Here is a 20052-nt window from a genome sequence, read left to right as displayed (position 1 = left end):
GGACCGGCCGCTCCCCGGAACCGGATCCCGCTCGTCCCCCCAGGGGCGCCTTTGGGCGCCCCAAAGGTGTATTTATGCAGGTGAGAAGCCTGCGGAAGGTGCTTATGATCGTGAGGTCAGATCAGTCGACGCGGTGTCGGCGCCACGCGTTAGGAGCCTCCCCGTGAGCACTACCCAGCCGATCCCGACCGGTGAGACCCTCGATGTCGACCGCAGTGACGCGCGGTACCGGAGCTGGCTCAAAGAGGCCGTCCGCAAGGTCCAGGCGGACGCGAACCGCTCGGCCGACACCCATCTGCTGCGCTTCCCGCTCCCCGAGGAGTGGGGGGTCGATCTGTACCTGAAGGACGAGTCGACCCACCCGACGGGCAGCCTCAAGCACCGGCTGGCCCGCTCGCTCTTCCTGTACGGCCTCTGCAACGGCTGGATCCGGCCCGGCCGCCCGGTGATCGAGGCGTCGAGCGGCTCGACTGCCGTGTCCGAGGCCTATTTCGCCGGGCTCGTCGGCGTGCCGTTCATCGCCGTCATGCCCCGCACCACGAGCGCCGAGAAATGCCGGCTGATCGAATTCCACGGCGGGCAGTGCCACTTCGTGGACGACTCGCGCAAGATCTACGAGGAGTCCGTCGCTCTGGCGGCCGAGACCGGCGGCCACTACATGGATCAATTCACATACGCGGAAAGGGCGACGGACTGGCGCGGGAACAACAACATCGCCGAGTCCATTTTCCGGCAGCTGGCCCTGGAGCGATTCCCCGAACCCGCGTGGATCGTCGCCACGGCCGGTACGGGCGGTACGTCGGCGACGCTCGCCCGGTACGTCCACTACATGCAGGCGGACACCCGCATTTGTGTCGCCGATCCGGACAACTCCTGTTTCTTCGAGGGGTGGATCACCGGGGACCCGGACGTCACCTGTGACCGCGGCTCGCGCATCGAGGGCATCGGCCGGCCGCGTGTCGAGCCCAGCTTCGTGCCCGGCGCCATCGACCGCATGATGAAGGTGCCGGACGCGGCGAGCGTCGCCGCCGTACGGGCCCTGGAGCGGGCGATGGGCCGCAAGGCGGGCGGGTCGACCGGCACGGGCCTGTGGAGCGCGCTGAAGATCGTCGCCGAGATGGTGGCCGAGGGGCGCAGGGGAAGCGTGGTGACGCTGCTGTGCGACCCCGGGGAGCGCTATCTCGACAAGTACTACTCGGACGCCTGGCTGGCCGAACAGGGCCTGGACATCGCGCCGTACACGACGGCCATCGACTCCGTGCTGGAGACGGGGGTTTGGCCGGCCTGACCCGGAGGCCGTGTGCCGGGCGTTCCGGGTGGGCGGCGGTCGGGCCGGGTCTTTCGGGTGGACGGGCCGGGGCCTTAGGGCGTACGGGGACACGGGCCGGGTCCCCCGGGTGTACGGGCCTTCGGGTGCCAGTCGTGTCCGGCGGCGTACCGGGCTCCGGCGCCGCCCCTTCAACCCCCGCAAGCGGAAGCCCTGTTGATCGCTCAGGCGGAAGCCGGGGCGAGCCGTTGGTCCAAGGCCGTCACCGCGCCCCGGAAGGCGCGGCCCAGACCGCTCCGCCCCAGGGTGAGTGCCGCGCGGAACACGGCGGTTCCGTCGGCGGCGAAGGTCCACCGCACGCACGTCCCGCTGCCCGCCGGTGTCAGGCGCCATTCCTCGACCAGGGCGTGCAGGCCCGGTGCGTTCGAGGTGTCCGCCCGGTACGTGTACACCTCGGGAGCCTGGCTGACCAGGATGGTCTCCTCGAAGCGCGTCCCGCCGCGCAGCCGCACCTCACGCCCGCCGCCGTCGGCGGAGGGCCGGGCGAGGGTCACCGCCGAGAACCACTCGCTCCAGCCGGGCACGTCCTCGGCGAGCGCCGAGAAGACGGCCTGGGGAGGCGCGGAGACCTCCCGTGCGAAAACCAGCCGCAGCGGAGCGGTCTCGACGAAGTCGGCCCCCACAGGCCGCAGTCGACGTGCCATGAGTGAACCCCCCTCACCGGTCGGCCGCGAGCGGCGGCCGGGCGCACCCGCGCCACGACCACGCCGACGGCGCGACGGGCGTGCACGGGCAGCGTCACCCTAGCTGGCGGACCGTCAGATGTCTGTATCGTCCTCGGGCTCACCGGCCACGACCAGGCGCCGCAGATGCTCCGAGATCTCGGCGCGGGCCTCGGCCGGCATCCCGCCGTCGGTCACCAGTGTGTCGACCTGGTCCAGCGCCGCGAACGAACTGAGGCCCACCGTGCCCCACTTGGTGTGGTCCGCGATCACGATCACGCGTCGCGCCGACTGCACGAGGCGCCGGTTGGTCTCCGCCTCCGCGAGGTTCGGCGTCGACAGCCCCGCCTCGGCCGATATGCCGTGCACCCCCAGGAAGAGGACGTCGAAGTGCAGGGCCGCGATCGCCTGGTCGGCCACCGGTCCCACGAGCGAGTCGGACGGCGTGCGCACCCCGCCCGTCAGGACGACGGTCGCCGCACCCTGACGCTGGCCGGACGTGCGCTGTGCCGAGTGGAACACATCAGCCACACGTACCGAGTTGGTGACCACGGTCAGGTCGGGGACGTCCACCAGATGATGGGCCAGCGCGTACGTCGTCGTACCGCCGGACAGGGCGATCGCCGAACCCGGCGCGACCAACTCGGCCGCGGCCCGCGCGATGTCCTCCTTCGCGGTCAGCTCCAGACCCGACTTGGCCTCGAAACCCGGTTCGTGCGTGCTCGCCTCGACCACCGGCACCGCGCCGCCGTGCACCTTCTCCACGACACCCTGACGGGCCAGCGCGTCGAGGTCGCGGCGGACCGTCATGTCGGAGACACCGAGTCTTCGCGTCAGCTCGTTCACGCGGACGCCGCCCCGGCGGCGCACCTCGTCGAGGATCAGAGCGCGGCGCTGCTCCGCGAGGAGGTTCTGATTCTCACTCACGACCGCTCCGGTCCTTTCGTCGCTGCCTGCCCGACACTCCGCCCGAACCCACTCCCACGTGGACATTCTCCTTGCCCGAGGTCTGGAGGACGACCCATCCTCGCACGGGACACCCTCGGTCGCGCCACTGCCCGTACGCCCGCTGTGCCCCTCCCGTGCAACCGGATTCACACGTATCGGGGAGATTTCGCGCCCAGGGGTGCGCACGAGCACCGCTACGCGAGAGCCTTGTGCCTGCACATGACACCTGAGAGACGCGTGGCACGGGGGAAGTGCGGAACAGTGGAACGTGCACGGGAACACACCGTCGACGGGGAGCACGGCAGCCCCGCAGCAAGACCCGAACCAGCCGGTACCGCCCTCGAACTCCTGGTCCACGGGGTCGGGGGCACCACGCCGGAGGAGATGCTGAACGATCCGCGGACGGTCCGGATCACCGGCGACGCGACCGCGGCCGTCTTCCGGCGCGCGGACGACGCCGACGCCGAGGAGCGCCCGGGGGACCGCGGCGGCGGACCGGTGCGCGAGGCCTACGTGTGGTGCAACCTCACCTCCGGGAACGGCTCCCGCGCCCTGTGGCTCCTCTTACTGCCCTTCATGGTGGTCAACCTCGCGCACTGGATGCGTCCGGCCTCGCACGGTCACGCACGGACGGTGCGCCTGTACGGACTGCTCGTCCGGCTCGCCGGGCTCACCCTCACCGTGCTGCTGGTCGCCGCCGCGTGCGAGGTCGCCCTCGACCTGACCGCCTGGCAGTGCGCGGGCACCCGCCTGTGTGTACGCAACCACTCATGGCTCGGTTTCCTCTCCCCGGACCGGCCCGACGCCGGCTGGTGGAGCCCGCCGGGCCGCCGCCTCGCCCTGGCCTCACTGGTGCCCGCCGCGCTCACCACGCTGCTGTGGTACCTCTCGCACCGCACCTGGAGCGCGTACGAGTCGCAGCAGCCGATCGCCCGCGCGGCCGAGCACGACGACGAGACCGAGGGCACAGGACTCGGCCGCCCTGGTTTCTGGTACGGGCGCCGTCTGGTGGCCCGGCTGCGCGCCGCGCACACCGCGGCGGGATTCCTGACCGTCGCCGTCGCCGTGGGATTCCCGGCCGCCCGCCACGACCGTGCCCCCGGCGGACCGGTCGTGCTGGAGATCCTGGGCGATCTCCTGACCGCGACGCTCCTGGCGGGCGGAGCCGTCGTGCTGTGGGTGGTCTGCCGCCGCGGCCGCAGCGAGAACAGGATCGACCACGGACGCGACCGGACGCTGGTGCGCAGGCTGCCGCTCGGTTCGGTCGCCCTGCTCGCCCTCACCACGGTGTACGCCGGCTGGTCGCGGCCCCACTGGAACGCGGCCGGGCGCCTGCCGGGCGACACCGTGTTCGGCGGACTCACCCTCGTCCAGGGCCTGCTCGTGATCGCCCTGTGCGGGGTCGCCCGCGCCCTGTACCGCACGACCCCCGAACCGGTGGATCCGCGCCGGACGGCGGACGGCCCCCTCGGCCGGCGCACCGCGATGCGCGGCTTCGCGGGGCCCGCCGTCGCCATGCTGGCCTGCGCGCTCGGCGGCGTGATGTCCGGGGGAGTGTCCCAGCGGGTCGCCGACTGGCTCGACGGCACCCGTCACTCGATCCCCGGCCCGCCCGTCCTGCTGACCTGGCAGGCCTCCGTGATCCCGCCGCTGCTCGTCGTCCTGCTCGCCCTCACCGGCTGGCTCGCCCGGCGCACCTGGCGGCTGCGCCGCCGCGAGATGACCGCCGTCGAACGCGAGTACCCGGGCGAGGTCAGGGACTCCGCCCGCACCCGGCGGATCGCGAGCACCCGCGCCATGGCCGCGCTCACCGACCGGGCGCCCCTCATGATCGGCGTCCTCTCCTCCGCGACCCTGCTGCTCGGGCCCTGCGCCCTGGCCGGCGCCCTCGCCACCGGTGACGCCCCGAGCGAGGCGGCGCGCGGGTCGAGCGGCTTCGTCCACGGCGCCGCCGAGACCGCGCAGGCACTGGGCTCCTGGCTGATCGGCCTCGGCTTCATCCTGTTCGTCACCTGGGGAAGGCGCGCCTACAAGGACGCGGCCGCCCGCCGCACCATCGGCATCCTGTGGGACGTGGGCACCTTCTGGCCACGCGCCGCCCACCCCTTCGCACCGCCCTGCTACGCCGAGCGCGCGGTGCCGGACCTCACCTGGCGCATGGCCACCTGGACCCGGGCCACCGGCGGACGGCTCGTGCTCTCCGGACACTCCCAGGGCAGTGTGCTCGCCGCCGCCGCGGCCTGGCAGCTCGAACCCGCCGTCCGCGGACGGGTCGCGCTGCTCACCTACGGCTCACCGCTGGAGCGGCTGTACGGACGCTGGTTCCCGGCTCATTTCGGGCCCGCCGCGCTGGCCTCGCTCCACCGCGACGTGGCCTGCTGGCGCAATCTGTACCGGCGTACCGACCCGATCGGCGGCCCCGTCCGGCTGCCGGGCGACTGCGGTCCCGAGGTCGATCACCGGCCCTTGAAGGACCCGCTCGCCTACGGGCGCACCGAGCGGCAGCCGCTGCCCGCCCCGGTTCTGGGCCACTCCGACTATCAGGCGGACCCGGTCTTCGCCGAGGAGCGCCGGCGCCTGCTGGAGCGGCTGCTGCCCGAGCTGCCGGGCCAGCGGCCGAGCGCTCAGGAGAGCTCCGGCAAGTCGTCCGGGTAGAGGAGGGTCAGGTCGTCCGTGTCCGGCTCGTCCAGCTTCGCGACCCGGCCCGCGTGCCGCTCGACCATCGCCTCGAAGGTCTGCCGTGCCGTGCGGCCGTTGCCGAACGCGGGCCCTCTCGGGATCGCGGTGAAGTACTTCAGGACGGCCTCGGGCGCGCCCGGGCCCAGCCGGTACTCGTGCTCCTCGGCCTGCTGCTCCACGATCCGCAGCAACTCGGTGGGGATGTAGTCGTTGAAGGTGATGGTCCGTGAGAAGCGCGACGCCACCCCGGGGTTGACCGAGAGGAACCGCTCCATCTCGGCGGTGTACCCCGCGACGATCACGACCACCGCCTCCCGGTGGTCCTCCATCAGCTTCACCAGCGTGTCGATGGCCTCGCGCCCGAAGTCGCGGCCCGAGTCCTCCGGCGACAGCGCGTACGCCTCGTCGATGAACAGCACGCCGCCGCGCGCCCGGTCGAACGCCTCCTGCGTACGGATCGCGGTCGAGCCGATGTGCTCACCGACCAGGTCCACCCGGGACACCTCGACGAGATGCCCCTTCTCCAGCACGCCCAGCGAGGCGAGGATCTCGCCGTACAGCCGGGCCACGGTCGTCTTGCCGGTGCCGGGGGAGCCGGTGAAGACGAGATGGCGCCGGGCCGACGCGGCCTTGAGGCCCGCCTCCTGACGGCGCCGGCCCACCTCGATCATGTCGGTGAGGGCACGCACCTCGCGCTTGACGTTGTCCAGGCCCACCAGTGTGTCGAGTTCACCGAGGACGATCCGTGATCCGCGGACCGGCTGCTCGGGCTCGGGGACGGTGACGACCGGTTCCCGCGTGGTGCTGCGCTGACCCGGGATCGTCCCCAGCAGACTCACGGAGGAGGCCGAGGTCTCGACGGCCGTCTCGTGCGTCGGCGTGCGCAGCGAGCCGCTCTCGTCGCTCGCGCAGTCCTCGACCACGGGACCCGAGCCGGATGCCGAGCCGGCGTCCGCGAACTCGTAGCCACCGCGCGCGCATCGCTCCGTACGGCACTTGCGCAGGGTCGCCCGGCAGCCGTCGATCACATGGAAGCCGTAGCCCCCGCTGTCCGACACCCGGCAGTTCAGGAAGCTGCCCCGGCCGTCCGCCGACACATAGAACCCCGCCTCCGCCGGTGAGGAGACCGTGCAGCGCTCGAAGGTCGGATCGGCGCCCTTGGTGACGATCACGCCGGTCTGTGTGCCGCCGATGATGCAGCCGGACAGATTGCCGCCGCTGCCGTGGTCGCGGAACCAGGCTCCCGTGGCCGCGTCCCGGATGCGGCAGTCGTCGAGCTGGGCGGTCGCGCCGTCGCTCACCGACACCCCGGTGTTGCGCACCTGGGAGATGTCGCAGTCCACGACGTCCGCGCGGGAACCCCGGTCCAGGACGAACAGCGCGTCCGGCACGTCGTGCACCCGGCACGAGTCGAGCACGGCGGTCGCGCCGTCGCTCACCCACACCGCTGGGTAGTCGCCCGTGCTGTCGAAGATCTCGCACTGGTTGGCGTCCACGCGGGTGCCCGGGTCCCAGACGGACAGGCCGTTGCGCCCGAACTGCCGCACGCTCGTGCGGGTCAGGGTCAGCACCGAGCGCGAGCGCAGGTCGACCGCGTTCTCCGGGATGTCGTGGATACGGCAGTCGGCGAGCGTGAGCACCGCGTCCGTGTCGAGCGTGACGCCGTCCGCGGTGGTGCGGTGCACGGCGCAGTCGGTGAGGTGGCCGGTTGCCCGGGCGGTGATCTGCACCCCGGAGCCCTTGACCTCGTACACCTCGCAACCCACCGCCTCCAGCGAGGAGTTGTCGCCGGTCACCGACAGCCCCGGACCGGAGGTGTGGTGCACCCGGCAGCGCTCGAGCCGCGGACGCGCGCCCCCGCGGACCACGACCCCCGACTGACCGGCCGCCAGGACCTCGCACTCCTCGAACACCCCGCCCCCGCCGTCCAGTACGGCGATGCCGACGCCCCCCGGGTTGTCGACGGTGCAACGGCGCACGGTCGGTCGGGCGCTCCCGCGGACCTCGATCCCGGCCGCGGAGCGCGTGACGATCCGCACGTCGAGGAGTTCGGGCGTGCCCTCCTCGACGAGCAGCGCCGGCGAGGCCGAGTCCTGGCCCTCCAGATGCAGGTCCTGGATCACGGCGGCCGCGCGTATGGTCAGCGCCACGCCGTCGATCGGCGCGATGCGCACGGAGCCGGGGGAGCCCTCGGGACCGCGCAGCGTCACCGCGCGCTCCACCACCAGGTTCTCCCGGTAGGTGCCGGGGGCGACGGTCAGCACATCGCCCTCGGCGGCGGCCTCCAGGGCGGCGGCCAGCGATGCGTACTCACCCGTGCGGCGCCGCCACCGCGAGGTTCCGGTGTGTGTCACCTGGACCGTGCCCTGTGCCATGGCGCTGTTGTGCCCCCACCTCGTCGTACGCGGGTCCTGCGAGGCCGTGCTGATGCCCCGTCGCTCGGGACTCCGGGCCTGCCGGACAGCCTCTCACGACGGTGCCGAACAGTTCGGCCGGTCCACCGTAGCGTGCGCGGGCACGCGCGGTTGACCGGAGCGGAAAGGCCGGTCAGCTGCCGGTGTCCGCCTTGCCCCAGTCGGGCCCCGCCTTCGCCCAGGCCCGGTCCCATCGGGCGTGACGCCGGCGGATCATGTGCCAGAGGACCAGCCGCCTCCCGCCTTCCAGGAGTCCTGCCGTCAGGACCGCGGCACCGAAGCCGGCCAGAGCGGCGTGCGCGGTCGCGGTGGCACTGTCCAGGGGGCGGCCCATTATTCGGCCGCGCCCGTCGGTCCAGATCGAGAACCGGTCTCCAGGGACCGGCGCCTTGAGGTCGGCGATCGCGGTGCCGCGCCGCCGGGTGCCGTCCGGCGCCGTCCAGTCGGCCGTGACACGGCTGTGCTTGTCCCGTCCCGACGGGGTCTCGGGGTCGGACGCCAGCGGGCCCCGGGACAGCTTCCTGACGACGACGGCGACCACTTGGTGCCGGTCCCTGCGCTGGTCCCGCACGGCCTTCTGAAGAGTCCCCTGCACGGAGACCCCCGCGGCCGCTCCGGCGAGGGGTGCCGCGAACAGGACGAGCAGGAGCGCGGCCAGGGCCAGCCAGGCCTCCACGAGATCCGTCGTACGGCGCAGCGGATTGCGCCGCCAGCGCCAGAGTCCGATGATCGCGCGCACCGTCCCCCACCCCCTTCCGCCTCCGTCATTACCAGCAGCGGAGCCGTTCACGCGCCGGGCCGGGGAAGAGAGGCCGACGTCACCCTCCCCCAAAGCCTTTTATGAACATCTCACACACACTCAACGATCCCGCCGGGCCTCAGGGTTCCCGGCGAACCGGTCTCCGGTGGAATGTCGCCGAGGCGGGTCAGGCGAGGACCGTGACCGGGTCGCCGACCCGCAGCGTGCCGCGGTTCTCGGGCACCAGGTTCTGTCCGAACATCAGCTTTCCGCCGATGCGCCGGTGCCGGGCGAGTGTCCGCAGGGGTTCCTTGCCGCGCCGCGCGGTGTCCTGGTCGGTCGTGGTGACGACGCAGCGGCCGCACATCCCGGTGACACGGAAGGTGACCTCGCCGATCGCGATGCGCGACCACGCGTCCTCGGCCCAGGCGTCGGTGCCGGAGACGACGACGTTCGGCCGGAAACGGCCCATCGGCAAAGGGCCTTCATCGGCCAGGTCGCCGCGCGCGATCAGGGAGTTGAGCGCGTCCAGCGATCCGAGCGCGGTGAGGAGCAGCGGGAAGCCGTCGGCGAAGCTGACGGTCTCGCCGGGCAGCGCGAACTCGGGGTCGACGGGCCTGCGGGCGGCCGGGTCGTCCATGTGGGCCAGGCGCACCTCGGCGCCCACGTAGGCACTCGCCCAGGCGTGCGCGGCCGGGTCGGCGAGGACGGCCTCCACTTTCTCACCGAAGATCTCCACCGTTGTCGTACCGGTGGGTTCGGGCACGGGAACCGTCACGGGCTCGCGGCCGTCGGCGGCAAGACGGAGGCCGCCGCCGGAGAGTGTCTCGGCGGCGGCCAGCGCCAGACGCGGCTGCTCGCGTTGCGTGACGACCTTTCCCGCTTCGTCGATCAGGACCCAGCGTCGGTCTCCGGCCAGCCCCCAGGGCTCCACCTCGGCCTCCTGGAGCGAAGAGCTCCGGAACGCCTTGACCGGATGGACGTGGATCGAGTGCAGTACCGCGTTCCCCATGATCGCCATGGTGCCAGGGAGCACCGACAATCCGGTTCGTGGGTGTCAGTACCCGCGGTACTGCTGACCGTTGTACGGGTCCTGGTACGGAGCGGGTGCGGGCCGGGGAGCGGCGGGGCGCATGGCCTCGAAGCCCGTGCCGGCCGCCATCGGGCGGGGCTGCTGAGGCTGCGGGCTTGGATAGCCCCGGGGCGCGCCCATCTGCTGCGGGATGTACGGCGCCTGAGCCTGCTGAAGCGGCGAGGGCTGCTGGGCCTGCTGGTAGCCGTACGAAGAGGGACCGGCCGGCAGCGCGGGGAGCGCGGACGGCAGGGCCGGGAGGTTGTTGCTCATGCCCGGGTCGTAGGCGGAGGGGACCCGGATCGGGGCGATCTGAGGGGTACCCCGCTCGGCGACGAGGGAGTCGTAGATCGGGGTGTCCTGGAAGGCGGAGTAGTAACCGCCGCCATAGGTGGAGCGGGGGGAGGTCATGGCACATAAGTTAAGCCCACGATGTGCTGGTTGGGGAGACCGATAAGAGGGTTGTTTTTCCGTGTCTGCGGTGACGCGGGATCCCCAATGCGAGCGAACTTGGCAAAAAAGGACGTCAGAGATGGTTGAGATCGTGTAAAGGCCGAGTCTTGGACGGGTTACCGGCGGTTGACCAGGATCTTCCTGTGCGAGTCATGGGAGCCGGCGGACCTGGGGATTAGGTTTGGCGAGAACGGAGCCGGCGGTCCGTTCGGGACTCGCACCGGTGCGGAGACACGCGATGGGGGCGTACATGTCAATGCGTAAGGGATCCAATGTTCCTGTCCCGACGAGCGCGCTCAAGGTGGAATTGGGGTGGCGTTCAGGACACGGGGTGCCCGACGTCGACGCGTCCGCCCTTCTGCTCGTGGCCGGAAAAGTCCGTTCGGACGGCGACTTCGTCTTCTACAACCAGCCGGCGCACTCCTCGGGCGCCGTGCGCCACGAGGGCAAGCGGAACGACGGCGGTCAGGTGACCGACGCGCTGTTCGTCGATCTGACGCGCGTGGAGTCCGTCGTCGAGACCGTGGTCCTGGCCGCCTCCGCGGACGGCGGTTCCTTCGGGCGCGTGCCCGGCCTCCACATCCGGGTGCTCGACGCACACGGCGGCACGGAGATCGCCCGCTTCGAGAGCACCGACGCGACCGTGGAGACCGCCTTCGTCCTCGGCGAGTTCTACCGTCGCCAGGGGGCCTGGAAGTTCCGCGCCGTCGGACAGGGCTACAGCAGCGGCCTCGAAGGACTGGCCACCGACTACGGCATCACGGTGGACGAGCCTCAGCACGCGGCGCCTCCCGCCGCCGCGCCACAGGGACCCGCCACCCTCGTCCAGGGGCCGCCGCCTCCCGTGGCGCCCCCGGTCACCGTGCCGCCGCCGGTCGCCCCTCCCGTCACCACGCAGCCGCCCTGGGCTCCGCAGCCCACCACGGCCTCCTGGCCACCGGCGGCCCAGCAGCCACCCGCGGCCCCTCCGGCGCCCGTCCGGCTCTCCAAGGTGACGCTCACCAAGGAGGCGCCCTCCGTCTCCCTCGCCAAACAGGGCGGCACCGGTGGTGCCATGCGGGTCAACCTCAACTGGGAGGTGCGCAAGCAGTTCTCGGGGTGGGGCAGCAAACGAGGCAGGGCCGTCGCCATGCACGCGGACCTTGACCTCGACCTGTGCGCCCTGTACGAGCTGTCCGACGGCCGCAAGGGAGTCGTCCAGGCGCTCGGCAACGCCTTCGGGGCCCTGCACCAGCCGCCGTACATACATCTCGACGGAGACGACCGCACGGGAGCCGTGGCCTCCGGTGAGAACCTCACCATCAACCTCGACCACAAGCAGAGCTTCCGGCGCATCCTCATCTTCGTGACCATCTACGAAGGGGCCCGTTCCTTCGCCGACCTGCATGCCACGGTCACGCTCCAGCCGCTGAACGGCGCGCCCATCGACTTCTCGCTCGACGAGTGCACCGTGCCCTCCACGGTCTGCGCGCTGGCCCTCATCACCGGCACCGGCGCCGACCTGGTCGTCCAGCGCGAGGCCCGGTACCTCGTCCCCGCGCGCGGGGTGAGCCCGCAGCGGACCGTCGACCACGCCTACGGCTGGGGCATGAACTGGACACCCGGCAGGAAGTGACGGTCGCCTGCGACGGGCACCGCCTGCCGTGCCCGTCACGGAACTAGTTGTCGTCGAGGGCGGCGTCGGGGCGCGCGTAGGTGCGGCCCTTCCAGGCCGCGCCGCGCCCCCTGTAGTGCTGCACCGCGGAGTCGACCGTCATGAGGAGATAGAGGAAGGCGGTGAACGGCAGGAGGGGGGCCGGCGCCAAGGACTGTCCGTAGTAGCGGAGCATCGGTCCATAGGTCGCCGTCATCACCAGCCAGGCGAGACCCCCGGCCGCCGCCGCCCACGCGTTCCCCGCCGCGAGCCCCGCCACCAGGGCGACCGGCGGCACCAGATACACCACGGCGAGCCCGGCCACCGTCCCGGCGAGCAGCAGAGGGCTGTGCCGCAGCTGTGCGTACGCGCTGCGCGAGACCATCCGCCACAGGTCGTGCAGCCGCGGATAGGGGCGCACGCTGTCCACCCGCTCGGCCAGGCCCAGCCAGATGCGGCCGCCGCCGCGCTTCACGGCACGCGCGAGCGCCACGTCGTCGATGACGGCATGACGGATCGCGTCCGGGATCCGCGCCCGCTCGGCGGCGTCCGCGCGCAGCAGGACACATCCCCCCGCCGCGGCCGCCGTCCGGGAGCCCTTCACCGCGATCCGGTGGAAGGGGTAGAGCTGCGCGAAGAAGTAGACGAAGGCGGGCACGACGAGCCGTTCCCACAGGCTCTCCACCCGCAGCCGTGCCATCTGCGAGACGAGATCGAAGCCACCGGTGCGGGCCGCCGCCACCAGGAGCCGCAGGCTGTCCGGCGCGTGCGCGATGTCGGCGTCGGTGAGCAGCAGATACTCGGGCTCCCGCGCGCGGGCCAGTGCGATGCCATGACGTACGGCCCAGAGCTTGCCCGTCCAGCCCGCAGGCGGTTCGCCCGGTGAGCCGACGGTGAGCGGCAGTCCGCCGTTCCGGCGCGCCAGCTCACGGGCGAGCTCTCCCGTGCCGTCCGAACTGCCGTCGTCGACGAGGAAGATCTCTGCCCGCCCCGGATAGTCCTGCGCCAGGAGGGACGGAAGGCTCTCGGGCAGGACGCCGGCCTCGTCCCGGGCCGGCACCACGACGCAGACGGAGGGCCAGTCCGACGGCTCACGGCACGGAGGCAGCCTCACGTCCGTACGCCAGAAGAAGCCCTGGCCGAGCAGCAGCCACAGCCAGGCGGCCAGTGATCCGAGGGCGATCCACACGAGGGCGCTCACCCGCCGCAGTCTGCCCCACCGCGGTGGCCCGTAAAGTCGGATCGTCTATGGTGACCGGGTGAAGATCGCGCTCATGGACTCCGGAATCGGACTGCTCGCTGCTGCCGCCGCGGTGCGTCGACTGCGGCCCGACGCCGATCTCGTCCTCTCCTCCGACCCCGGCAGCATGCCCTGGGGACCCCGCACCCCGGAAGACGTCACCGCGCGCGCCCTCGCGGTCGCCGAGGCCGCCGCACTGCACCGGCCCGACGCCCTGATCGTTGCCTGCAACACCGCCTCCGTCCGCGCCCTGCCCGCGCTGCGCGCCCGCCTCGAACCGCAGGTGCCCGTCATCGGTACCGTCCCGGCCATCAAGCCCGCCGCGGCGGGTGGCGGACCCGTGGCGATCTGGGCGACGCCCGCCACCACGGGCAGCCCGTACCAGCGAGGACTGATCGAGGAGTTCGCCGGCGGAGTGGCCGTCACCGAGGTCGCCTGCCCCGGACTCGCAGACGCCGTCGAGCACGCCGACCAGGCGGCCATCGACGCCGCGATCGAGGCGGCCGCCGCGCACACCCCCGAGGACGTGACGGCCGTCGTCCTGGGCTGCACCCACTACGAACTCGTCGCCGAACGCATCCGCGCCGCGGTGCAGCGCCCCGGCCACCCGCCGCTCGTCCTGCACGGGTCCGCCGGAGCCGTCGCCGCCCAGGCGCTGCGCCGGATCGGCGAGACCGCGGACCCCTCGGCCCCCGCCACCTCTACCGTCACGGTGCTCCAGAGCGGACGCGAGGGTGCCCTGCCCACCACGGCACTCACCTACGAGGAAGGCCGCGTGCTCTCGGCGGTCAGCCCCGCACGCTGAGTCGCGGACGCCCTCGAACGTCTTCGTCCACCCGGCGCAGTGACGTTCCGCGACCCGGTGCCCGCGCAGCGGAACCTGAGTAGTCTCAAGACATGAGGGACCACCCCCACGGCGACACCTCCCCGCACCCGGAGATCTGGACCGGGCGTGCGAGGAACCGTGTCCAGTGGCTGCCCGCCCTGGGCGGCCTGGCCTGTCTGGCGCTCGGCATCGAGCTGGCCGTCACCTCCGGCTGGACGTCGGGGGCGGCCCCCCTGGTCATGTCCGTCGTCGGCTGCATCGCCGCCGGACTGCTGATCCTCTTCGGGACGCTCGCGTTCGTCCACGTCGCCGTGAAGGTGGACGAGGACTGCCTGGAGGTGCGCTGCGGCCACATCGGCGTGCCGCGCCGGCGCATCCCGCTGTCCACGGTCGTCGGCGCCGACTTCGCGCCCCAGGTCACCCCGAGACAGTGGGGCGGCTGGGGATATCGCTGGCGCCCCGAGCAGGGGACGGCCGTCATCGTCCGGCGGGGCGAGGGCATGGTCCTGCGCCTGGGCGACGGTCATACGTTCACGATCACCGTGGACAACGCCGAAGCCGCGGTCAGGGTCATCCGCGGCCGTCTGAGCCCGGACAAGACCGGCCTGGCACGCTGACGGCGGCCCCGCGGGTGACTACTGGTGCACCTGTGCAGGAACGTTGCGGCAGATCCGTCTGATGCGACCCGCCGAACGCCGTTCCGCCCATCGGGACCGAGAAGGCCGCGCTGTCCGCGCCCAGGTCAGGCGCCGTACACTCCCCGAGTGACCGCCACAGCAACCACCGTAGACGAGCCGGAACGGCTCGAACCCCAGGACGTGCCCGCTCCGCGCGGGTCCCGCCTGGTGCGCCGCCTCGTTCCGGCCGCCGCCGCGGCACTCTCCGGAGTGCTGCTGTACGTCAGCTTCCCGCCACGGACCCTGTGGTGGCTCGCCCTCCCGGCCTTCGCGGTCTTCGCCTGGACCCTGCGCGGTCGCTCCTGGAAGGCCGGCCTCGGCCTCGGCTATCTCTTCGGCCTCGGATTCCTGCTGCCGCTGCTGGTCTGGACGGGCGTCGAGGTCGGCTCAGGCCCCTGGCTCGCCCTCGTCGCGGTCGAGGCGATCTACATAGCGCTGGTCGGCGCGGGCATCACCTTCGTCTCCCGGCTGCCGGGGTGGCCGCTGTGGGCGGCGGCCCTCTGGATCGCCGGCGAGGCGGCACGCGCGCGTGCGCCCTTCGGTGGCTTCCCCTGGGGGAAGATCGCGTTCGGGCAGGCCGACGGTGTGTTCCTGCCGCTCGCCGCCGTCGGCGGCACCCCGGTCCTCGGCTTCGCCGTCGTGCTCTGCGGCTTCGGCCTCTACGAGATCGTCCGTCTCGCCGTCGAACGGCGCGGCACCGGCGTCCTGCGCCGGGGCGCCGCCGTCGTGGCGCTGTCCGGCATCGTCGTCCCGGTCGTCGGCGCGCTCGCCGCGCGGACGCTGGTCAGCGACAAGGCGGAGGACGGCACGGCGACGGTCGCGCTCATCCAGGGCAACGTCCCGCGCGCGGGACTCGACTTCAACGCGCAGCGGCGCGCCGTCCTCGACCACCACGTGGCCGAGACCGAGCGGCTGGCCGCCGAGGTCAGGGCGGGCAAGAAGCCCAAGCCCGACCTGGTGCTCTGGCCGGAGAACTCCTCCGACATCGACCCGTTCGCCAACCCGGACGCCCGCTACGTCATCGACGGGGCGGCCAAGGCGATCGGCGCCCCCATCTCCGTCGGCGCGGTCGTCGGGCGGGGCGGCAAGATCTACAACGAGCAGATCCTGTGGGACCCGGTGAAGGGCCCTGTGAGCACGTACGACAAGCGCCAGGTCCAGCCGTTCGGCGAGTACCTCCCGCTGCGTCCGCTGCTCGGAGCCATCAACAAGAACTGGACCACCATGGTCCGCCAGGACTTCAGCCGCGGCACGAAGCCCGGCGTGTTCAAGATGAACGGCACCGGCGTCGGGCTCGTCACCTGCTACGAGGCGGCCTTCGACTGGGCCGTGCGCAGCACCGTCACCGACGGCGCGCAGATCATCTCGGTCCCCAGCAACAACGCGACCTTCGACCGCAGCGAGATGACCTACCAGCAGCTCGCGATGTCCCGCATCCGCGCCGTCGAGCACAGCCGCACCGTCACGGTGCCCGTGACCAGCGGTGTGAGCGCCGTGATCATGCCCGACGGCAGGATCACCCAGAAGACCGGGATGTTCGTCGCCGACTCACTCGTCCAGAAGGTGCCGCTGCGCTCCTCCCAGACCCCGGCCACGAAGCTCGGCATCCTCCCGGAGATGGTCCTCGTGCTGATCGCGGCGGGCGGCCTCGGCTGGGCGGCGACCACGGCGGTCCGATCGCGGCGCAACAGCGGCGCGTAGGACGGGCGGCTGTCTTTTCGACGAGGGCCCGGGGCCGGGCGACCGCTTCTGCGGCGCGGCGGCCCCGGGCCCTCGTCCGGTGCGGTGCTCGGGTCCGGCCGCTCAGGGCCCCTGTCCGGAGCCCGGGTCCGGACGCTCGGACCCGGGGCGCTTTGGCCGGTGCTGGAGTCCGGGCCCTTGCCCGCTGTTCGGGTCCCGGGCCGCTGTGGCCGTTCCGGGTGCCGCGGGCCCGGCTTCCGCAGGCGTTCCGGGTGTACCGGGCGCGGCCCCCTTGGCCGGTGCGCCGAGCAGCCAAGTCGCGCGGATAGGGTCTTGGCCATGGCTACTCCCGACTTCATTCGCACGATCCGGGCCTTCGCGGGCCACCAGCTCCTCTGGCTCCCCGGGGTCAGCGCCGTGGTCTTCGACGACGAGGGCAGGATTCTGCTCGGCCAGCGTTCCGACAGCCACAAGTGGGCGCTCATCTCCGGCATCCCCGAGCCGGGGGAGCAGCCCGCGGCCTGCGCGGTGCGCGAGGTGTACGAGGAGACGGCCGTGCGCATCGAGGTCGAGCGCGTCGTGATGATCCAGGCCGGCGGGCAGGTGACGTTCGCCAACGGCGATGTCTGCCAGTTCATGGACACCACGCTCAGGTGCCGTGCCGTCGGCGGCGAGGCCCGCGTCAACGACGACGAATCGCTCCAGGTCGGCTGGTTCGCCGTGGACGCCCTGCCGAAGCTCGACGACTACGCGCTCGTGCGGATCAAGCAGGCGCTCCTCGACGAACCCACATGGTTCGAGCCCACGACCTGACACTGAAGAGTGTGTGCTGACCACATCGGTCGGGGCCCGGGCGCTGCCTAGTGTCGAGGCATGACCGCGCCCACCGCCCTCCCGGGCCCCCACGCCTCCACGCTCGACCTCGGCGGCCGCACCGCCCTCGTCACCGGCGCCGCGAGCGGCATCGGCCGCGCCTGCGCGCTGCGGCTCGCCGCCGCCGGAGCGAAGGTCAGAGCGGTCGACCGGGACGCCCGAGGCCTGGAAACCCTGGCCGAAGGGGCGCGCGGTCTGGCCGGGACGGTCGAGCCGCACGTGCTCGACCTCACCGACCTCGACGCGGCCGAACAGGCCGCGGCCGGCACCGATGTCCTCGTGAACAACGCGGGGCTGCAAATGGTCCGCCCCATCGAGGAGTTCCCGCCCGACGTCTTCCACACGGTGCTCACCGTGATGCTGGAAGCACCGTTCCGCCTCATCCGCGGCGCCCTGCCTCACATGTACGGCCAGGGCTGGGGCCGCATCGTCAACGTCTCCTCCGTCCACGGGCTGCGCGCCTCCGCGTTCAAATCGGCCTACGTCGCCGCCAAGCACGGCCTCGAAGGACTCTCGAAGACCGCGGCCCTCGAAGGCGCGCCCCACGGGGTCACCTCGAACTGTGTGAACCCCGCCTATGTGCGCACCCCACTCGTCGAGAAACAGCTGGCCGACCAGGCGCGGACGCACGGGATTCCGCGGGAGCGCGTGCTGACCGAGATCCTGCTGCGCGACAGCGCGGTCAAGCGGCTCATCGAGCCGGAGGAGGTCGCGGATGCGGTGGCCTATCTCTGCGGCCCGCAGGCGGCCTTCATGACCGGAACCTCGCTGGCGCTGGACGGGGGCTGGACCGCGCACTGAGCGGGTGCCGCCCCGCCGGCACCGGGCCGATCCGGGCCGGTGCCGAGTTGTCCACAGGGCAGGGGCCGCCGCCCGCGGATGCGCGATCCTGTTGCCATGCCCCGCGATCACATGCCATCAGCCGAGCGCTCCGCCGACAGCGCGGAAGCGCCGTTCCTGGAACTCCTCGCCCGAGGAGCGAGTGCCGACGCCTATGAGCGGCCGGTGCTGCTCGCCCGCGCCGAGGGACTGCCCGACGGGCACGTCACCGCGCTCGAACAGGCCAAGCTGCTCGCTCTGGACGTGCGCGCGGAGATAGAGGGACGGCGCCGTCGCGAGGCCGAGCTCTCCGCGCTGTTCGAGACGGCGCACGACCTCGCGGGCCTGCGCGACCTGGACGCGGTGCTGCGCGCGATCGTGCAACGGGCCCGGTCGCTGCTGGGCACGGACATCGCCTACCTCAGCCTGAACGACGCGGCCAGGGGCGACACCTATATGCGTGTCACCGAGGGCTCGGTCGCCGCGCGCTTCCAGCAGCTTCGGCTCGGCATGGGCGAGGGCCTGGGCGGACTCGTCGCACAGACCGCCCGCCCCTATGTCACCGACGACTACTTCAAGGACGAACGCTTCCGGCACACCCTGACCATCGACGCCGGCGTTCAGGACGAGGGGCTCGTCGCGATTCTCGGTGTGCCCCTGATGATCGGGCCCCAGGTCATCGGCGTGCTCTTCGCCGCGGACCGCAGAGCACGGGTCTTCGAGCGCGAGCAGATCGCGCTGCTCGGCTCGTTCGCGGCCCTCGCCGCGGCGGCCATCGACTCGGCGAACGCGCTGACGGACACGCGCTCCGCCCTGGACCGCCTCGGCCGGGCCAACGAGATCATCCGCGACCGCAGCGCGGTGATCGAGCGCGCCTCCGACGTCCACGACCGGCTGGCCGAACTGGTTCTGCGTGGTGGGGGAGTGCAGGACGTCGCCGCCGCGGTCTCCGAAGTCCTTGACGGAACCGTCGAGTTCACGGAACCCGGCGGCACACCGCCCACGGCCGTCGAAGCCGCCCGCTCCGCCGGGCACGCCGTCCGCCACGGCGAGGACTGGGTCGTCGCGGTGGCGGCGGGAGGCGAGCTGCTCGGCGCCCTGGTGCTGCGCGGACATCCGGGCCTCGACCCCGTGGACCAGCGGACGCTGGAACGCGCCGCCATGGTCACCTCACTGCTCCTGCTGGCCAGACGCTCCGCCTCCGAGGCCGAACAACGGGTACGCGGCGAGTTGTTGGACGACCTGCTCGATGCCCGGGACCGCGATCCGGGTCTGCTGCGGGAACGGGCGGCGCGGCTGCACGCCGACCTCGACGGCCCCCACGTGGTGCTCGCGGCCCGCTTCGACGCGGTGCCCGACGACGCCGGCCGCCAGGCCGGGGCGCGCAGACGCCTGTGGTCCGCGGCCTCCCACCTCGCCGCCACCCGCCATGGACTGGCCGCGACCCGCGACGGCGGCACCGTCCTGCTGCTCCCGCTCGGGCCCGGCGACACGGCGACGGGCCTGGCCCGCCGCACGGCCAACGAGCTGGGCACGGCCGTCCAGGAGGCGGTGACCGTGGGCGCGTCCGCACCCGTCGACCGCCTCGCGGTCCATCCCGAGGCAGTGGCCGCGGCCTACACGGAGGGCCGGCGCTGCCTGGAAACGCTGCGCCTGCTCGGCCGCGCCGGGGACGGCGCGGCAGCCGAGGACTTCGGCTTCCTCGGACTGCTGCTGGCCGGGGACCGGGACATCTCCGGATTCGTCGGCCGGACGATCGGAGGAGTCGTCGCCTATGACGAGCGGCGTGGCACGGACCTGCTGCGCACCCTCGACGCGTACTTCGCCAGCGGGATGAGTCCGGCCCGTACGAAGGACGCCCTGCATGTGCATGTGAACACCGTGGCCCAGCGGCTGGAGCGGGTGGGGCGCCTGCTCGGGGACGACTGGCAGAGCCCGGCTCGCATATTGGAGATCCAACTCGCCCTGAGACTGCACGGGTTGTCGTCGGAGGGACCGCGCTGATCCCCG

At 72.3% G+C, this 20052-nt stretch carries 16 protein-coding genes; 9 read left to right on the top strand and 7 right to left on the bottom strand.

Translation table 11 applies throughout. From position 1 onward, the window contains the following. The first annotated feature begins 163 nt into the window (after nt 1-163). Nucleotides 164-1288 (top strand): PLP-dependent cysteine synthase family protein, encoded by a 1125-nt coding sequence (locus WJM95_RS02510; protein WP_339127798.1) that lies wholly within the window; start codon nt 164-166, stop codon nt 1286-1288. Nucleotides 1289-1491: 203 nt separating this feature from the next. On the opposite strand, the gene WJM95_RS02505 is transcribed toward WJM95_RS02510, so the two are convergent. Both WJM95_RS02505 and WJM95_RS02500 read right to left on the bottom strand, forming a co-directional pair. Further along, a complete protein-coding gene (locus tag WJM95_RS02505) occupies nt 1492-1971 on the bottom strand; it encodes an SRPBCC family protein (RefSeq protein ID WP_339127797.1) in 480 nt (159 codons plus the stop codon). A 114-nt stretch (nt 1972-2085) separates the two neighbouring features. Further along, a complete protein-coding gene (locus WJM95_RS02500; RefSeq protein WP_339127796.1) occupies nt 2086-2916 on the bottom strand; it encodes a DeoR/GlpR family DNA-binding transcription regulator in 831 nt (276 codons plus the stop codon). 405 nt (nt 2917-3321) lie between these two features. On the opposite strand from WJM95_RS02500, the gene WJM95_RS02495 reads away from it, so the two are divergent. Further along, nucleotides 3322-5592 carry a hypothetical protein gene (locus tag WJM95_RS02495; protein WP_339135312.1) on the top strand — a complete coding sequence of 757 codons (2271 nt, stop codon included), beginning with the start codon at nt 3322-3324 and terminating at the stop codon, nt 5590-5592. Here WJM95_RS02495 and WJM95_RS02490 read toward each other — a convergent pair. From WJM95_RS02490 to WJM95_RS02475, 4 genes are all read right to left on the bottom strand, one after another. Then, a complete protein-coding gene (locus WJM95_RS02490; protein ID WP_339127795.1) occupies nt 5562-7991 on the bottom strand; it encodes a right-handed parallel beta-helix repeat-containing protein in 2430 nt (809 codons plus the stop codon). The genes WJM95_RS02495 and WJM95_RS02490 overlap by 31 nt on opposite strands. Before the next feature lie 172 nt (nt 7992-8163). After that, nucleotides 8164-8769, bottom strand: coding sequence for a hypothetical protein (locus WJM95_RS02485; protein WP_339127794.1), 606 nt, complete (start codon nt 8767-8769; stop codon nt 8164-8166). A 187-nt stretch (nt 8770-8956) separates the two neighbouring features. Then, nucleotides 8957-9781, bottom strand: a complete 825-nt coding sequence (locus WJM95_RS02480) for an MOSC N-terminal beta barrel domain-containing protein (protein WP_339127793.1) — start codon at nt 9779-9781, stop codon at nt 8957-8959. Nucleotides 9782-9826: 45 nt separating this feature from the next. Continuing rightward, nucleotides 9827-10252, bottom strand: a complete 426-nt coding sequence (locus WJM95_RS02475; RefSeq protein WP_339127792.1) for a DUF6643 family protein — start codon at nt 10250-10252, stop codon at nt 9827-9829. Nucleotides 10253-10544: 292 nt separating this feature from the next. Between WJM95_RS02475 and WJM95_RS02470 the strand changes: the two genes are divergently transcribed. Then, nucleotides 10545-11909: a TerD family protein gene (locus tag WJM95_RS02470; protein ID WP_339127791.1), complete on the top strand. Its 1365-nt coding sequence runs from the start codon at nt 10545-10547 to the stop codon at nt 11907-11909. A gap of 43 nt (nt 11910-11952) precedes the next feature. Here WJM95_RS02470 and WJM95_RS02465 read toward each other — a convergent pair whose 3' ends face one another. Further along, on the bottom strand, nt 11953-13128 hold the full coding sequence (locus WJM95_RS02465) for a glycosyltransferase (RefSeq protein WP_339127790.1): 1176 nt from the start codon (nt 13126-13128) through the stop codon (nt 11953-11955). A gap of 58 nt (nt 13129-13186) precedes the next feature. On the opposite strand from WJM95_RS02465, the gene WJM95_RS02460 reads away from it, so the two are divergent. The 6 genes from WJM95_RS02460 to WJM95_RS02435 all read left to right on the top strand — a co-directional run bounded on the left by WJM95_RS02460 (nt 13187) and on the right by WJM95_RS02435 (nt 20046). Next, nucleotides 13187-13972, top strand: coding sequence for an aspartate/glutamate racemase family protein (locus WJM95_RS02460; RefSeq protein ID WP_339127789.1), 786 nt, complete (start codon nt 13187-13189; stop codon nt 13970-13972). 92 nt (nt 13973-14064) lie between these two features. Continuing rightward, nucleotides 14065-14610, top strand: a complete 546-nt coding sequence (locus WJM95_RS02455) for a hypothetical protein (RefSeq protein WP_339127788.1) — start codon at nt 14065-14067, stop codon at nt 14608-14610. A 147-nt stretch (nt 14611-14757) separates the two neighbouring features. After that, nucleotides 14758-16371: an apolipoprotein N-acyltransferase gene (gene lnt / locus WJM95_RS02450; protein WP_339127787.1), complete on the top strand. Its 1614-nt coding sequence runs from the start codon at nt 14758-14760 to the stop codon at nt 16369-16371. Nucleotides 16372-16689: 318 nt separating this feature from the next. Beyond that, entirely contained in the window at nt 16690-17163 is a 474-nt protein-coding gene (locus WJM95_RS02445) for an NUDIX domain-containing protein (RefSeq protein ID WP_339127786.1), read from the top strand. Nucleotides 17164-17223: 60 nt separating this feature from the next. Then, the gene (locus WJM95_RS02440) at nt 17224-18024 is read left to right on the top strand and encodes a 3-hydroxybutyrate dehydrogenase (RefSeq protein WP_339127785.1); all 801 of its coding nucleotides are present in this window, start codon (nt 17224-17226) and stop codon (nt 18022-18024) included. 96 nt (nt 18025-18120) lie between these two features. Then, the gene (locus WJM95_RS02435; RefSeq protein WP_339127784.1) at nt 18121-20046 is read left to right on the top strand and encodes a GAF domain-containing protein; all 1926 of its coding nucleotides are present in this window, start codon (nt 18121-18123) and stop codon (nt 20044-20046) included. Nucleotides 20047-20052 lie beyond the last annotated feature (6 nt).

Source organism: Streptomyces sp. f51, assembly GCF_037940415.1.
Lineage (GTDB): Bacteria > Actinomycetota > Actinomycetes > Streptomycetales > Streptomycetaceae > Streptomyces.
The sequence above is the reverse complement of the archived record's forward strand: the minus strand, read 5'-3'. Positions and strand labels throughout refer to the sequence as shown.

Coding starts and splice junctions, on each gene's coding strand:
- WJM95_RS02505 (WP_339127797.1), bottom strand. CDS start 1,971: ATGGCACGTCGACTGCGGCCTGTGGGGGCCGACTTCGTCGAGACCGCT.
- WJM95_RS02495 (WP_339135312.1), top strand. CDS start 3,322: ATGCTGAACGATCCGCGGACGGTCCGGATCACCGGCGACGCGACCGCG.
- WJM95_RS02490 (WP_339127795.1), bottom strand. CDS start 7,991: ATGGCACAGGGCACGGTCCAGGTGACACACACCGGAACCTCGCGGTGG.
- WJM95_RS02480 (WP_339127793.1), bottom strand. CDS start 9,781: ATGGGGAACGCGGTACTGCACTCGATCCACGTCCATCCGGTCAAGGCG.
- WJM95_RS02475 (WP_339127792.1), bottom strand. CDS start 10,252: ATGACCTCCCCCCGCTCCACCTATGGCGGCGGTTACTACTCCGCCTTC.
- WJM95_RS02470 (WP_339127791.1), top strand. CDS start 10,545: ATGTCAATGCGTAAGGGATCCAATGTTCCTGTCCCGACGAGCGCGCTC.
- WJM95_RS02455 (WP_339127788.1), top strand. CDS start 14,065: ATGAGGGACCACCCCCACGGCGACACCTCCCCGCACCCGGAGATCTGG.
- WJM95_RS02445 (WP_339127786.1), top strand. CDS start 16,690: ATGGCTACTCCCGACTTCATTCGCACGATCCGGGCCTTCGCGGGCCAC.
- WJM95_RS02440 (WP_339127785.1), top strand. CDS start 17,224: ATGACCGCGCCCACCGCCCTCCCGGGCCCCCACGCCTCCACGCTCGAC.
- WJM95_RS02435 (WP_339127784.1), top strand. CDS start 18,121: ATGCCCCGCGATCACATGCCATCAGCCGAGCGCTCCGCCGACAGCGCG.